This is a genomic window from Enterococcus sp. DIV1726a (genome assembly GCF_051710985.1).
Classification (GTDB): Bacteria; Bacillota; Bacilli; order Lactobacillales; family Enterococcaceae; genus Enterococcus_B; species Enterococcus_B hirae.
Map to the genome: position 1 here is coordinate 1,562,687 of NZ_JBIOLS010000001.1, position 16,519 is coordinate 1,579,205.

The 16,519-nt window shown below is 37.4% G+C and carries 11 protein-coding genes and 1 pseudogene; 1 reads left to right on the forward strand and 11 read right to left on the reverse strand.

The window, feature by feature from the left end:
• Window positions 1–83 precede the first annotated feature (83 nt).
• The 9 genes from IGJ27_RS07055 to IGJ27_RS07095 form a co-directional block, all read right to left on the reverse strand.
• Complete coding sequence (locus IGJ27_RS07055) at window positions 84–461, reverse strand: P-II family nitrogen regulator (RefSeq protein ID WP_010719019.1); 378 nt, start codon at window positions 459–461, stop codon at window positions 84–86.
• Complete coding sequence (locus tag IGJ27_RS07060; RefSeq protein ID WP_010719018.1) at window positions 458–1,231, reverse strand: DUF1538 domain-containing protein; 774 nt, start codon at window positions 1,229–1,231, stop codon at window positions 458–460. Before IGJ27_RS07060 ends, IGJ27_RS07055 begins: the two co-directional genes overlap by 4 nt.
• Window positions 1,228–1,911, reverse strand: coding sequence for a DUF1538 domain-containing protein (locus IGJ27_RS07065; protein ID WP_010737694.1), 684 nt, complete (start codon window positions 1,909–1,911; stop codon window positions 1,228–1,230). The genes IGJ27_RS07060 and IGJ27_RS07065 overlap by 4 nt, the downstream gene beginning before the upstream one ends.
• Before the next feature lie 352 nt (window positions 1,912–2,263).
• Complete coding sequence (locus IGJ27_RS07070) at window positions 2,264–3,964, reverse strand: DUF4091 domain-containing protein (RefSeq protein WP_178305911.1); 1,701 nt, start codon at window positions 3,962–3,964, stop codon at window positions 2,264–2,266.
• Window positions 3,965–4,939, reverse strand: coding sequence for an alpha/beta hydrolase (locus IGJ27_RS07075; RefSeq protein ID WP_081127498.1), 975 nt, complete (start codon window positions 4,937–4,939; stop codon window positions 3,965–3,967). It abuts the gene before it with no gap.
• A 4-nt stretch (window positions 4,940–4,943) separates the two neighbouring features.
• On the reverse strand, window positions 4,944–6,308 hold the full coding sequence (locus IGJ27_RS07080; RefSeq protein WP_178305910.1) for a glycoside hydrolase family 1 protein: 1,365 nt from the start codon (window positions 6,306–6,308) through the stop codon (window positions 4,944–4,946).
• Window positions 6,298–7,185, reverse strand: coding sequence for an ROK family protein (locus IGJ27_RS07085; protein WP_088744881.1), 888 nt, complete (start codon window positions 7,183–7,185; stop codon window positions 6,298–6,300). Before IGJ27_RS07085 ends, IGJ27_RS07080 begins: the two co-directional genes overlap by 11 nt.
• 13 nt (window positions 7,186–7,198) lie before the next feature.
• Entirely contained in the window at window positions 7,199–8,551 is a 1,353-nt protein-coding gene (locus IGJ27_RS07090) for a PTS sugar transporter subunit IIC (RefSeq protein ID WP_010719011.1), read from the reverse strand.
• A 10-nt stretch (window positions 8,552–8,561) separates the two neighbouring features.
• Window positions 8,562–10,769 (reverse strand): glycoside hydrolase family 3 N-terminal domain-containing protein, encoded by a 2,208-nt coding sequence (locus IGJ27_RS07095; RefSeq protein WP_373191447.1) that lies wholly within the window; start codon window positions 10,767–10,769, stop codon window positions 8,562–8,564.
• Between the two features lie 158 nt (window positions 10,770–10,927).
• Here IGJ27_RS07095 and IGJ27_RS07100 point away from each other — a divergent pair, with 158 nt between their 5' ends.
• Complete coding sequence (locus IGJ27_RS07100) at window positions 10,928–12,103, forward strand: helix-turn-helix transcriptional regulator (protein ID WP_178305909.1); 1,176 nt, start codon at window positions 10,928–10,930, stop codon at window positions 12,101–12,103.
• A 259-nt stretch (window positions 12,104–12,362) separates the two neighbouring features.
• On the opposite strand, the pseudogene IGJ27_RS07105 reads toward IGJ27_RS07100, so the two are convergent.
• Together IGJ27_RS07105 and IGJ27_RS07110 are read right to left on the reverse strand one after the other, a co-directional pair.
• Window positions 12,363–13,592, reverse strand: a pseudogene (locus tag IGJ27_RS07105) (alpha/beta hydrolase); the annotation flags it as partial.
• 647 nt (window positions 13,593–14,239) lie between these two features.
• Complete coding sequence (locus IGJ27_RS07110) at window positions 14,240–16,456, reverse strand: putative mucin/carbohydrate-binding domain-containing protein (RefSeq protein WP_373191446.1); 2,217 nt, start codon at window positions 16,454–16,456, stop codon at window positions 14,240–14,242.
• Window positions 16,457–16,519: the final 63 nt, after the last annotated feature.

Genomic DNA, 16,519 nt, shown 5'->3' on the forward strand with positions numbered 1-16,519 from the left:
GGTAAAAGAGGAGGGTTTCATAAAAATTTAGTAATTCATCAAATTCTCCTTAAAACAATGAAACCACCTGAGCGATTGCAGATTCACTCCTCTTTTTCCATCAATTCTTTCATCTCGATCACTTCCCGATATTGGTGGATTTTAGTGATCCCAATGACTTTATCGACATCAATACTAAAACAGATACCATTGCCTGGAACATCAATGTTGATTCCCTGACCAATCGTCTCCATGACTTGATTGGTTAAACTATCAGGTACGAGGGTTAACACAATATCTTTTTCAGGTGAGATTTCCAGACCTAAAAAATTACTAGAATCATGAATCCCTGATCCACGCCCATGGAGTATCGTACCTCCAGCTGCTCCGGCGGTTTTTGAAAACTTAATCACTTCGTACCCCATTCCCCCATCAACAATCGTGACGATCATATTCAGATTCAACGCTACAGGATCTTTCATTTTTTTCCCTCCAACTGTTGTAATTTGTGTTTAGCTTGTTTATCTTTTTCATCTTTCCTTTTGTAGATATAGCCTAGAACCAATGTCGATAATATGGGCGTCAATGCAATCATAGCCACCACTCCAAATCCATCAATAATCGGATCTCTTCCTTCAATTTGCGTGGCGATTGCCACACACATCGATAAAATGAACGTGGAACACATGGGACCAGTCGCTACCCCTCCATTATCAAATGCCATAGCAAGAAAAATTTTATCAACCTTGCGCCCTAAAATGAAAGCTAAGCCATATCCTGGAATCAAAAAATAGTAGAGAGAAAACCCAACTAATAAACGCCACATAGATAACCCAACTGCTAAGCCAATCCCAATAGAGATGACTGCTAACATGATTTTTGCTTTGATTCTTCCCTCACTCAATTCTTCCACTTGTTTAACCATGACATGGATCGCTGGTTCTGCGAAACCAACTAAAAACCCCATCAAGAACCCTAAAGGTATCAAAAGCTGATTATGTTCTAAACTAGCAAGTACACTACCTAGATGTTGTCCAACAGGAACGTAAGCCAGATCGACACCATGCAGGAATAAGATCAATCCGACAGTAGTGATCAAAAAGCCCTTGATAATAGCCCAGAAACGTTCTTTACTCATCTGAAAGCTCAAGAAGTTCATGACTAAGAATAATAGTATGATCGGCGATATGGCGATTAACACCTCATAGGAAATGATTTCTATCCCCGAGAATAATTCTTGGACTATCTTCATTGAAAAATCACCCCTAAAATCATTACTGCCAGAATTGGACCTAAAGATGCAATCCCAACCATCCCAAAGCTATCATTGGCACTCGTTTCTTGACGAATCATACTAGTCAGTCCGCCAGCTAATGCTAGAATAAAAGGAACGGTAATCGGTCCAGTCGTAACGCCTCCAGAATCAAAAGCAATCGGCATAAATTCATTACTTGTAAAAAAGGAAGCGACTAATACACCAACATAACCAATCGCCATCAATTGATAATAAGATAATTTGAAGACAACCCGTAAAAGAGCAAACGCTAAAAAGACACCTGTGCCAACGCTTACAATTCCAATTAACAACACTCGGCCAATCTTTCCTTCAGAAATCTGATTGACTTGTTGTCCCAACACTTGAACGGAAGGTTCTGCGATCGTGATTACAATTCCAATCATAAATCCTAAAGCAATGAGGATTGTGAGACTTTTCTTTTTGATCATATATTTTCCCACTAATCGCCCGACTTCCATCATCGAATAATCGGCGCCAAATAAAAATAGTGTCATGCCAATCATCATAATCCCTGCCCCAAACAAAAAAGAAATCATTTCATCTGAGTCAAGCGGTGCGAAAATAAAAGTTAAAATAACAATTAAAAGCGTCATTGGTAAAATGGCGATAACAACTTCTTTTAAATTTTTTAGCATATATCCTCCTCCTTTACTCTATTTTACCTGATTCCTTCACAAGTTACGAGCAGAACAGGTAAACGCTGTTATTTTTTTCAATGAAAAAATACTCAAATATGACATTACCATAAAAAGAAGCCAAATGGAGCGAAAATCAAACTTGGTTTCGGCTCCTTTGGCTTCTCTTTATGTTATAAGCAACCCTGCTACTTCAAAATCAAGAATGAAAAACCATACGAGCCTTTCAATTTTTTGGGCTTGATTCTGAAAAGGAAGGTCTGCTGTTTAGCAAGGTACTCAAAAAACATCTGGAGCTTAGCGTCCCTTTTGTTTCACTCTGAAAAAGCAATCACAAAATAAGTACTCAGCTCTAAGACAAGGAAGCAATCAATTGTTTTCGAAATGCTTCGTATTCGTCTGCCTGTTGATTAAACAAACGTTGGTTGCTTGTATGGCTATCTTGCATCCATTCTTTTGGTTCGCTGCTGCCTAAAAATGCATCTAACAATTGTTGTGTGACAATCGGATTCTTATTCACTGCTTCTTTGACCAGGTAAAAATCTTCAATTCCTCTTTGCAATTGTTTGTAACGTAAAGACAACAATAACTGTCCAGAATAGCTAGGATAAATGAGACAAGTATCACCGATCGGTAACGAACTAGTATTATAGCGGATATCTTCTCGCACATTTTCTGGCCAGCAATTATATGCCCAACGCAGCATACCATCTGTTTTGAAGCAATGCGCTAAAATTCCTTGGATACGAGTCTCTAGTAATGAGCTGTGTAAAAAGGTATTCGGACGATCAGGATAATTACAAATATAATATTGTGTCTTTCCTGGATGGCTTTGTGTTAACTGCTGATAATGGTTGCACGTACAATAAAAAGAAGTGACCGGAAAATCGACATCTGGCAGCAATTGTTCCAAGACGTTTTCTTTATCAAAAGCGACTTTTATCTGAACACTAGTATCCACTGACTTTAATTCTGCTAATGAAGCTTTAAAGGTGTCTATTTCGTGAATCTTCGGCTCATCAGAGATAATCCTGACTTTATCCCATACCCCAATCTCTTTGAAATGCTCAAATAATTGGTTGAAATAGGACTTCAATTCATTTTTGTTTTCGATGAATCCGATCTTTTGCAAGGCTTCATCAAAATAGCGAACCACAATTTTTTCAGGGTAATCTAACTGTTGGATCAATGGGAAGAATGGTACTTGCCACACACCTAACAAACCAAAGACGTTGATTTCTTGATCGATACCTGCTTCTGCCATCGTTTGAAGATAGCGATCTAAAATGGTGAAATCACACGTCAATTCTCCTTTGAGATCCTTCTTGACTTTGATCATTGAATACTCATAGAGATTCGCTGGATAGTCTTTGACGATATAATTGAACCAACCTTTCCAAGGGATCTCGCCTGCGATCACCGTTACCGCTTTTTGCCCAATTGCTGCTAAACTGGCGGCCATTTCACGAATCAACCGAAAATGAGCCTCACTCCACAACGGGACTTGAAAACTTCTCGCTAAATTAGACGGTTGTTGCCAAATATCCAAATTAAATTTCTGAGTCACGTTATCTGGAAAACAATAATCTGAAACGTCAATCATTAATTTTTTCGTCACTACTTCTTCGTCACCGGCTGTCAAATATGAACGGTAAACTGTTATTTCTAGTGAATAGCTGCCAGACTTGATTTCAGTATCCAGAGGAAATTCCAGATAAATTGGCGCATAACGATCGCCTGAATAAGTTTTCACTGTTTGTTCTAACAACTTATCAGCATACAATATATCTTCGTTGCCTAAATAATAGTCAATAAATTGAGCTTTTACTGGTAACGAGGATTCGATAGCGATACGATAAATCGGTATCTCAATAGCATCTGGTATCGAAAATTCATCCGATAGTACGAAATGGTTTTTTCGCCCGTCATGAAGTAGTAACTGACAAGCATTTTTACTGTTCTTATAAAAAGTTAATTCCGTAAGTTCCTGAGGCTGTTCAGCCGTCAGACGATTGGTCGCTTTATAACTTTCATGGACAAGGTAAGCTTGCATTCAATGCTCCTCCTTTGGTCGATTCAATCCATCGATCAATTGTTCAAATTGTTCATTCGTCATTTGATCTGGAATCATTCGCCGTAATTGCTTTAAATTAAGTCTTTTTACTAATTTGAAACGACTAGGATCTTGCCAGCTAGGGAAAAATCGTTGGAGAACTTGCTGATTTTCTGCCTCTTTTACGAGTTGAAAAATCGGTATGTCGATGATCTCTCTGGTCGATAATTCGTTGCCTTTTCCTTGTTCTTCCCACTGTGATTCCATCCATTCCATCGCAAATGGAAACCAGCGAGCAAAACGTTCGTCTGTCACTTCATCAGATGTGCGGTACCACTTAGTTGCCAAAGAAAGTCCATGAGGTCCTTTTTGAAAAATATGTGATTCAAAAGGAACATCATTTTCTTCTAACGCACGTAAATATAGTAAGGAATTTTCGATAGGAACGATCGAATCTTCAAATGTGGAAAATAAAAACGTCGGCGGCGTATCACTCGTCACGCATTCTTCCAAAGAAGGAGCAGAAATACCCATGACCTCCGAAAAAGAAGAGAGGATAGCTGGATAACCTAATAAACATAGAGCGGGTTTAGTCGCTAACATTGTCGACATGGCTGCTGCTAAATGCCCACCTGCTGAAAAGCCAATGACCGCAATCTTATGACGATCAATCTGCCATTCTTCCGCACATTCTTGAAGTAATCCCATTGCTTTTTGTCCATCAGACAATGCTTTTTGAAAATGACGATGTTCTCCTACATGATAATGTAAAACACCTGCATGATAGCCCTTTGACAGAAAGCTTAATGCGATCGGTTCCCCTTCTCTTTCACTACAAAAAGAATACCCACCCCCAGGAATCACTAAAATAAACGGACGTTTTTCGATTGGCTGCGATTCAAACAATTCTTCTTGTAAGTAAAGCTTGAGACCGGTATTTGCCTTGCGATCAAAAATAATTTCTTTTGTTCTCATTGCTTCATTCTCCTAAGCCATTTTCCTCAATCACTTGTTGATACCAATAAAAGCTATCCTTTTTATACCGTGCTAAATCGAGTAACTCTTCATCGGTCCGATTGACATAGATAAATCCGTACCTTTTATTGATTCCTTCATGGGTACTGATCAAATCAATCGCACTCCATGGGCAATAACCGATCACCTCAACGCCATCTTCAATCGCTAAAGCCATTTGCTGGATGTGTTGATGTAAATAAGCAATCCGATAATCATCATGGATTTTCCCGTCAATGAGTTGTTCTGATGCACCGATCCCATTTTCTGTCACCAAGAGTGGTAAGCGATAGCGAGAATAAATTTCATTTAAAGTAAAACGAAACCCTTCTGGATCAATAGGCCAGCCAAATTCCGTCATTGGTAAATGTGGATTTTCGACTGTTTGAAAGAATCCTGGAATCCCAAAACCGGATTGCTGATCTATTTTTTGTTCTTTGGCAAAATAACTGGAGACGGTCATTGTATTATAGTAGTTAAAAGCAATGTAATCTCCTGTTCCTTCTGCTAAAATCGTTTGATCTTCTGCAGTGATCACTGGTGCCGCACCAATCTTCTCTAATAAATGCCAAGCATTATGATTGTACTTCCCAAAAACAGCAACATCTAAAAAGAGCCAATTTCTAAGCGCACTCATATATAAAGCGGCCATCTGATCCTCTGGTTTATCTGAAGCAGGATACACACTGGCGATGTTAGGCGCTGGTCCAATTTTGCCGTTATAATTCCCTTTGTGGTAATTACTGGTCACGAGGGCTTGTGCGACTAACATATGATGGTTTTCTTGGAATTTTTCTTTCATACTTTTATTACTTGTCCCAATTACAGAACCAGCCAATGCCATGACATTTTGTTCATTGATTGTTTGCCAAAGTGGAACATCTTGCCCAAAATGGTCAAATAATACCTGACAATAATCCGCAAAAGCTTGAATCGTTTCTCTATTTTCCCAACCACCTTTTTCGGCAATGGACGCAGGCAAATCAAAATGGAAAACAGTTACGATTGGTTGGATATCATTTTCTTTCAATAACTCAATCAAACGTTTGTAAAAAGCAATACCAGCTGGATTCACTTTTCCATTAGGCATTACACGACTCCATGAAATCGAAAAACGATAAGCTTTTAGTCCTAACTCTTTAAATAAACGGACATCTTCTTCCAATCGATGGTAGTGGTCAGAGGCAACTTTAAAATCAGTCGTTCCTTCTGGGATAGACTTGATATCCTGAACAGATGGTTCTTTCCCTTCTTCATTCCAAGCGCCTTCTACTTGATAAGCACTGGTAGAAGCTCCCCATAAAAAATCTGTTGGAAATTTATTTTTCATCTTCATTCTCCTTTATGGCCGCACCAATTAAATTGGCGTCTGCTTGAAATTTTGCTGCTTCAATCGTCATTGGTTGTAATGTTTTTTTGATGATTGGCGCTACTGTAAACAGCTCTCGATAAGCTTGTTGAATCGTCTGGACCAAATATTCTTGTTGACTGATTCCTCCACCAATGACGATCTTTTCAACATCTAGCAGCGTTTGAACATTGAAACAAAGAAAAGCAACCTGTTTACAATAATCATGAAATAAAGCTTTGGCTGACTCATTCTCACTGTCTTTTAAGGCAGCAAAGACCTGTTCGCCCTCGTTGTCTACTTTTAATAATTCAGCTAATTGTTTGATCAACCAAACAGCCGACAGTCCCATACCTACAAACGAGTCTTGACCAGTAATCTGACGATCACGGATCATAAAGCTAATTTCACCGGCTTGCATGTGCGTTCCTTTATAAAGCTGTCCATTGATACAAATGCCCATGCCAACTCCAGTTCCCAAAATAATTGCTGCGGCTTGTTGGATCCCTTTTAAATTGCCATATTTCATTTCACAGGAAGTAGCAGCTTTGGCATCATTTTCAACGAACACTTCGAAATTCTCCAACTCTAAAAACGATTGCAATTGGAGTTGATCCAGATAAGGAACAGCACCGCCGAAGCGAACTGTCCCAGACTGATCAACCGATCCAGGTACTGAAAAAGCAATTTTATGGAATGATTGGATTTCTTGATAGTCACGAATCATTTGTGATAATAATCGTTGAAATTGCTCTTTATCTGAAGGTGTTGGAAAACGCTTTTTAAAAGAAACTTCATTCTGAGAAATCAGAGCGGTCTTGATCATCGTCCCTCCAATATCAATCCCTAAAACGACCATTTGCTCTCCTCCATTATGCTTGAACTTCTTCTGCAATCACACCAGCCATCTTTTCTTTTGCTTCCTTAGCTTCGGCTTCTGCTTTTAATTCTAATTCATACTCTTTTTTGTCAGCAATCTTAATAAATGGATACCACATCAAGATCCCGATACCCATGCAAATAACCATCAAGATTGTATAATTTATCCCACCAGAAAGTGGCATCTTAACAAAAGTTGGTGTCGTCCAAGGCAATAAACTTATCATTGGGTTCAATGAAATCGGTAAAATGGTTGTGGTTAATCCCCACGTCACAAAGCCTGCGATCAACTGTGTAAAGACTTGTGGAATGAAAAACAATGGGTTTAAAATAATCGGCATACCAAACATCAAGGGTTCCGTAATGTTGAAAATGGCAGGAATCACGGATAATTTCCCAAGTTGTTTCATTTTGGCAGATTTACTACGAATCATAAAGAACGTCACAAATCCCATGAAGCCTGCAGCGTACATTCCCATGTAGATCACAGAAGGAATCAAGTAAGGCAAAGCTTCATTTTTTTGGAAAGCTGCGATATTTGAGACAACCATCGTCATACTGATTGCTCCTAATGGTCCTTGTAAAACTGCGTTGTGAATCCCAAAGAACCAAAGGACAGCTAATACTTCCATGATAATAATAATTGATAATGGACTAGCAACCAACGCGTTAAGCGGTGCATTGATCACATCGATAAAGAATTGGAAAATCGAGCCAGATTTTGTCAAACCAAATAAGATACGCAGAATAAATACAAGGACAAAGATGATTGTTACAACAAAGACTGGTGCCAATGATTGCGTAACCATCGGAGGTACGCTATCTGGTAATTTAAGCACAATATTTTTTTTCGATAGATAAGCATAAAGTTGAGTAACCACTAACGCAACGATCATTCCAATAAACAAGCCTTGTCCGCCTAAGAAATCTAAGCGTAATGCTGCAATCGTAGAGTCTACAGCCTCTCCATTTTGCATAGCCATTGTTGCGACAGTTTGAGGCATCAACATCACAAAACTAGCTAAAGAAATAATTGCTGCGTTTCGCTCATTCGTCCCCAGTTGTTTTGCATAAGAAAAAGCCAGACTATAAACGACATACAATGAAAATACCCCAGTTGCACCATTTGTAATAGCTTCTACATGTGGGTAAATACCTAATGAAGTCAAATAATCGATCCAACCAGGAATTGGGAAGTTCCCTACGATCGTAATCAGCGCAATCCCCAAAGTGATTGGACTCGTACGAATAAACCCTTCCATCAAAGCAGCTAACACTTTATTTTGTTGTAATTTTTGCGATAATGGTAATAACTTACTTCCTAAAAACGCTTCTAATTTTTCCATCGTAATCCCCCTATTGTTTATATTCCCATGTGGTAACACTTTCTAACCCGTCGACATTTAAATAAAAATGGTAGACACCTTCTTCTATCCAACTATTTCCATTATTATCAAAGATAGCTAAGTCAGAAATTGGAATATTGATTCTTGCTTGCTTTTCTTGATTTGCTTCTAAATAGATTCGCTGACTGCTGACCAATCGTTTTTCCGGTTGGACAATCGAAGCATATTCTTGATGAAGATAAACATGTGTCACTGTTTCTGCTGAAACATCCGACCGATTTTTCACTAAATAATTGATCTCAATAAATTGGTCTTTTTGCTCACTTCTCAGTAATTGACTTTCGAATGAGGCGTAACTCATTCCCGTTCCAAATTTGAATAGCGGATCATTGGATTCATCGATATATTTTGAGACAAAACGCTCAGAATGATTGCTTGTTGATATTGGTCTGCCTGTGGAGGTCTGAGCATAATAAATCGGTAGTTGTCCTTCACTTCTAGGAAACGTCATCGATAGACGAGCAGAAGGACTGACTTTACCAGCAAGTAAATTAGCGATTCCGATCCCACCCATCGTTCCAGGAAACCAGACAAGTAATAAACTATCGAAATATTTTTCTATATCCGTTATGACTAGCGGTCGACCGGTATATAGTACGCCTATAATTGGTTTATTTAATTCATGTAATTTTTTGATCAAACGTTGTTGTTTTTTTGAAATCTGTAAGTGAGCTTTAGAAGCTCCTTCACCACTCTCGAGAAATTGTTCGCCAAATGTTAATACAATCACATCAGCCTTTTGAGAAATCTGGTAAGCTTCTTCCATTAATGATTCCTCTTCTGCAATTGGCCCATTCAATAATTCCATTCCTTTTTTCAGAGGTCCAAACCCATTATAAGAATCGAATAAATTGTATCCTTTAGCAAACATTAAGTGATCTGTCGCAAAATGGCGACTCAATCCTTCCTTCAAAGTAACCGTATCTTGTGGCTTTCCGCTGACTGAAGCCCAAAAACCTAAAGTGAGAGGACTTTCGCCGTATGGACCGATCACAGCAATTTTTTGATTTGGTACTAATGGAAGTGTGTCATTATTTTTTAAAAGAACACAACTTTTTTCAACCAACTCGACTGCTGCTTCTTTAGCTTTTTCGGTTAAGATTTCTCCAGTATTCACTTCTTCCAAGCCACGATAAGGATTTTCAAATAAGCCCAATTTATTTTTGAGCATTAAAATACGCCACACCGCTTCATCGAGAAGTTGCATAAATCGTGGCTCTTGTACTAATTCAGACAGGTGATTGGCATAAATCGAAGTCATCATGTCTAAATCAACACCTGCAATGAGTGCCTTTTTGGCTGCATCTATTTCGTCTTTGGCATACCCGTGAGGAATCAGTTCTTTGATTGCTGCATAGTCTGAAACTAATACGCCATCAAACCCAAAGCGAGAACGTAAAATCTCTCGATTCAACCATTCATTTCCAGTTGCAGGAACTCCATTCAACAAATTAAAAGCAGTCATTACTAATTCACATTTTGCTTCAATTGCTGCTTGATAAGGCTGTAGATATTCATTGAAAAGCCGTTGATGGGACATATCTACCGCTTGATATTCTCGTCCTGCTTCCGGTGATCCATAAGCTGCAAAGTGCTTCAGACATGCAGCTACATGTTTTTCTGGAATTTTTGTCTCACTATCTCCCTGATAACCATTGACGATACTTTTTGCAAACTCTTTCGCCGTATAAACATCTTCGCCTGGAGATTCCATAACCCTCCCCCAACGTGGATCACGCGCTAAATCTAACATTGGTGAAAACAAGACATGTAAGCCATTTAAATAACTTTCTTCTGCTGTTAACTTAGCTGCTTGTTGAATTAACTCAAAATCGTAAGAACCAGCTTGAGCTAGAGGTATGGGGAAAATTGTCCGAAACCCATAGATGACATCTGACATAAACAACATGGGTATCTTGTGTTTACTTTTTGCTAAAACTTTTGTTTGTAGTTCTTTTAATTTTTGATGATCGTTGATATTATAAATAGAGCCAATCTCAAATACGTCTAACTCTTGAGGTAATCCTAATTCTTCCATTGGCCCAGTATTCATCACATCATTTTCTGATAGAATACTTCCATTCAGTTGGATCGTTTGTGCGATTTTTTCCTGAACAGATAATCGATCAAACAAAGCTTGTAACTGATCTGCTTCCATCGGCGCCTCCTTTGTAACCGCTTTATAGAACAGATTATAAAGAATAAAAAACGAATTTTATATAAAAAAATTAGCATTTATACCAAAATATTCGCGCTATATAAAATTTATTCGTGTAAAATAAAAAGAAAGAATTCGTCACAAGGAGTATTTATATTATGACTACCGATACGATTAAAATAACTATGGATTTATTGTACCGAAAATATCTGATTCCGATGCTATTATTTGATGACAACGGATATCTCATCCATCCAAAAAATTTAGAAGACTTACCAATCACGATCAGTACCTATTTTCCATTTAAAAAAACAGAGCAGATCCAGCTTTACCATACAACATCCTATTTATACGGCTATTTTTGTTTTAAATCTGATCAAAAGGAATATCAGATGATCATTGGCCCTTGCGGTATTATCGGTTCAAAAGAAACCTCTTGTTTTTTTATGGGACATGAGTACCATTATAATATTCATTATTCCAAAGAAGACAAGTATTCATTTGAAGAATATATCCAACTATTACACACGATTCTGACTCAGCGGCCAACCAAAAAGGAAGAATTTATTTGGTACTTTCAACAAGAAAAAAATAAAAAAAATCTATCCACTGATTACAGCCTGGAAAATAATCTTTATGATCGACGGATCCACAAAGAAACCTTCGATTCGTATCATTTTGAATTACGCTATCTAGATTACATTAAACGAAACGAACCTGAAAAAGTCATTTGGGTCTTCAATAAAATGAAAGAAACCTATAAAGTCTCTTTATCCCCCTTTGAATTGGAAGGGTTGAAACTTAAATTTGCCTCGTTCGTAGCCATCGTTACCAGAATGAGTATTGAAGAAGGCGTACCGATCAATCAAGCCTTTGGTCTGTCCGACTCTTTGATTCAGGGACTGATTTATATCCACTCAGTCAAAGAATGTCTGCAATATATGAAAGAAGCAACCTTCCGTTTTATGGAACTGCTTCATAATTTTCCTTTAGCTCAAAAATCCATGTTAGTAAAAACGATTGTCAACCACATTGATAATCATTTATACGAACGCATCACCGTCGACGAGTTAGCTGCCATCACTGAAAAACATAAGGCACATATTTGCAGCCACTTCAAAAAAGAAATGGGGATTACCATTCACGGATACATTCAAGAAAAAAAGATAACCGAAGCAAAACATTTGTTATTGTTTACAGATCATTCTTACGATGAAATCAGTCACTTGCTTGCTTATTCTAGTCAAAGTCATTTTATTCAAGTGTTCAAAAAGGTCGCCGGCTGTACCCCAAAAGAATACAAAAGTATCCACTATGCCCATTCATTGGTCTGAAGATGTCTTTAACTACTAAGTCGTTCTCCATTTATCTTGATCGTGATCAGATAGGTTCAATACTTTCATGTATGTATTTGTAACTGCTTGTGGTTTGAGTAAATGTAGTAAAAACAAACCGAAGAACACTAAAATCAAGGAAATGATTTTAGATTCTTCGGCTTATTTCATCAACCTAAATATGCGTGGCGCTACTCTCTCGATCGTGTCAAACTTCGTCGCATTTCTCAGAAAGATCAATCATTTTTTCTTAGCGTCTTTGACTTCCAAAAAGATAATTTAGAAAATTAGTGACATATGTTTGATACGCTTCGGGATCAACTGATTGGGCTTCCCCATGTCCAGCTCCTGCTACAATCAACTTGACTTTATAGCCCCCGGAAAGACCATAGAGTTCATCCGCATTTTCATGAGGAACTACTTGATCAGCATCTCCGTGAATGATCAATTTGGGGATCATTGTGGCCATACCAATTTCAGGTAGATTTTCATTCACATTCATTTTTAATTCTTGGTCAAAGTAATACTCTTTCAACAATCCCATATATAGATCTTCATGTTCTTCGTCTGCTACAATGTCAAATTCTTCCCCAAATATTGAACCTAATAAAGGCGCTACGGTATTTTTGTAGGTGTATCTAAGTTGTTCATCAATTGATTTAAATCCGCAATTCTCGATGATTCCTTTTACGTTTGCTGGGATATCCTTAGCTAATGTTGACATCATAGTTGCAGCCCCCATTGAGCCACCATAAAGTAAAATCTTTTGAGTCGGCTTAGTTCCTACTTCTCGATTGATCCAATAGAGCACATCATCTGACTCATATTGTCCATAAGTGACATAATCGCCCCCACTGTTTCCAGTGGCACGAGGGTCTACAAATAATAAATTATAGCCCGCATTGTAAAAGATATTATACTCATCCGTTACTGTCCCTAAATTCCAATTTCCTCGAAAACCACCATGAATCATCACCGTTACATCTGATTTTTGATCCACATAATAAGATTTCAACGTCATTAATTTCCCATCTTGCTTATTTACGGTCGTTCCTTCTAATTGAGTGGTATTAGGATAAAAACCTGTAGGCTCAGCAGGTGCCGTTCCATCATTCGCTGCACCAAGCAAGTTCATAAAACAACTGTCTTTTGCAAAAGCAATGTCATACATCGCACTGATTGTAATCAAACGTTTGATTACTTCTGGACTAACATCAAAGCGTTCTTTTACATTCACTTCTGAAATTTGGTCTGATATCAACGAAGAGAATTCACTTAGAAGTTTAAAAATATCTCCATTATACTCTTTGAAAACTTCAGTTATTTTATCTCGGATATAATTTAAATAAAGTTTTCCCTTGAAATTCTTGCCTTTACCGATTGCTTGAATGATCGCTTGCTCATCGTCAGATAGTCCAAGTGTTGTTGTTTTTACTTGCCCCTCGTTTCCTTTGTTGAGAGATTGAGAAACAGATGCAAGGCTTGTTCTTGCCAATAGTCCCTCTTGTTCCTTTCCGTAAACGACACTTGGTGTAGCACATCCTAACAATAAAATAGAAGCCAAAGTAATCATGCAACATTTATTTTTCATTCTACTCACTCCTTTATTTGATATTTCTATTCTAATGAAAGCGTAACCATTTTTATATCAAAAAAGAAGTGTTTGTTATATAAAAGAAGCTCTTTTAAAAAATTCTTGAGTAAATCTTAGGATCATTCAAGTCATTTATACTAGCATAGCCATTTAGCTAATATTTTATACTGGTCTTATTTGTATTACATCACTAAAACCAAACGCTTGTGATAAAACAAAAGAAGATACTGAGACAACTTTTTTGTCCCAGTATCTTCTAGTATATCTAAAAATGAATAAACGGTGTTTAAAGAGCTCTTGTTCACGACGAGATAAAAGCAGCATTTTCGAAAGATAAGCCGAAATTAATCAAAAATTGGAGAAGCACCAAGTAGATAACAATCGACAGAAAAAACTAGCGTTTGTGTTTCTTGGCAAGTTCCGGAATTTTTTTTGGTGCTTGATAATTAACACTTTCGTCTCAATCTCTAAGGTGCTAAGTTTTTTGCTAAAGACGATCAATTCGATAATTTTGACTGCTCATCTTTCCTGCTCATCATATGCTATTTAAACAAAACATAATATTGGGACATATAATGTTCTGTATCTTTTGGAGATAGAGATTGTATGGCTGTCCATAATTGTTTTTTAGCCATTGATCTTTCCCATGCCATCGGTTTAATACCCTCAGCTTTTACTAATGAATTCCCTAATTTTTCAATTTTTTTCATAAGATCTTTTTCTGGATTATTGTTTAATCCAAGGTGTTTTAACCCATGTTCCGTAACTAGCCAGTGGTTAGTATTTTGTCCACGATCAATAAGATTTTCTGGACCTTTCAAACGATTTCTTGCTTCTGCATGGTAGATTTCTATGCTATCTCCTATCTCAAGCAACAAATGGTCATCGGTGAATCGTTCAGGTATGTCTCCATTAATCGATTTTTCATACCTAATTTTGCCATCCTGAGATTTGATAGTCACTTTTACATAAAGTTCATCTTTAAATAAATAATGAGGTTTTGGCATATTTAAGGTAAGTGTTTCTTCTCTTGAATTCAAATTCGTTCTTAATGAACCTGACCATTGATCATTAAAGCCATAAAAGATAAGATCTTCATCGGCTAACTTACTGATATCAGCTTTGATTAATGAAAGAGAAGCATGGTTTTGGGTTTCCTTTACATAAACATAATTTTCGCTTGGTAAATAATACTTCATTTGTTCACCAGAAAATTCTAAATGATAGACCCCATTAGGAATATTTTTAAATGTCATTTTTTGTTGTACTGGTTGACTCGCTATAATAGTTGCTCCATCTTTTAATTCAACTGTGAGTCCTTCAAAGTTACTCAAATCGCTAGGAAGAATTTCAATGGTCAAATCACCAGCCAACCCTAGAGAGGCGATTTCCTCGTTAGTAACCAATTCAAAATTAGAATTGATCAAATAGTTTGGGTCAATCAATTGACGTGCACGCACCAACTCATTTTCAGAGACAATATCTGCCAATGAAGCCACAGCTGGATAACCTGCCACACGATTTTTTTCTGCTTGAAATTCATCAAGATACAACCCACGTTTTTTTAAGGCAGCAGAAAAATCCTGCTTACTATTTTCACTGTAGATACGATTCATTAAATTGGGTAATGTATATTCCCAATCTTTGAAATCACTCTGATTAGCCATTTTACGGTATTCCTGATATATCTTAGTGAAGGAGTCATTTCCAGCTTTTTGTTTGAACATCGTTAATAAAATCAGTTGTTCACGCACATCGACATCATGGTAAGTGTCTCCATCACGGATCAACTTATCATATAGCTTGTTTTCGACTTCTTCTTTTTTACCTAAATTAAACAACCAACCGATGTCATCTGCTTTTTTTCCATATTTTTCATACTGATATTGGACCCCAAATAAATTATTTGACACTTCGCCAGTATACATATCTTGCCCATCAAAACCAGCTTGATAACCGTGAGCAATTTCATGTAATGTTGCCCAACTTAGTTCTTTCAACCACATATCTGTCGTAGGTTCACTATTAGCTGTCCAATCACCCCCATAATAAGCAGCACCTGCGCCAGAATCATCTGCCTTTAAAAAGTAACGATTCGCGCCGTTCTGATTTTCTGGTGCGGAACCATCAAAACCAGCGATACCGTTAAATAAAGCAAAAATACCGTGATGATACTCAATCAACGCATCAATTGATGGAAAATCTTTTAAGTTTCTCACTAGTTCTTTGTCCAATTTGGGTACGAGTAATTGGAAATCTACTCCTTGAATTAGCGCATACTCTGCATCCTCCGTATCCCACATTGAAAAAAACATGGTCTCATTCCCATGATATCCATAAACAGGTAACGCTTTCATTTCTTTGGAAGTCACCACTTCGTATTCGATCTGTGCTGATCCTTCTCCGTACGGTGTATCAATAAATGGAACCAAGGGCTCATCTGCACGTATACTTACCCAATTTGATCCAACTTCGATACTTTTTTCATTCTTTTTATCGTTTCCTAGTAGTCGCAATTTTAACTTATTCTTGAAATGAGCATTTGTCTGTCTCATTCTCAATTCGGTATTTTCGCTTAAGATAAAACCTAGATCCTGACGATCATGGTTTTTCCCTTTACTCATCCCTGAGTTGAAGATCCACGTCGGCTCCGGAATACTAAAAATCTCTTTTGACGTGACTTCTTGCGCACCAACATTGGCTGAAAGTACAAAGATACCAAACACAAACAACAACAGACTAACCGCATATTTTTTCATTTACCTCACTCCTTAAAATTATTTTATGAACAAAAAATAATTATTCACCCATTACTAAAACGT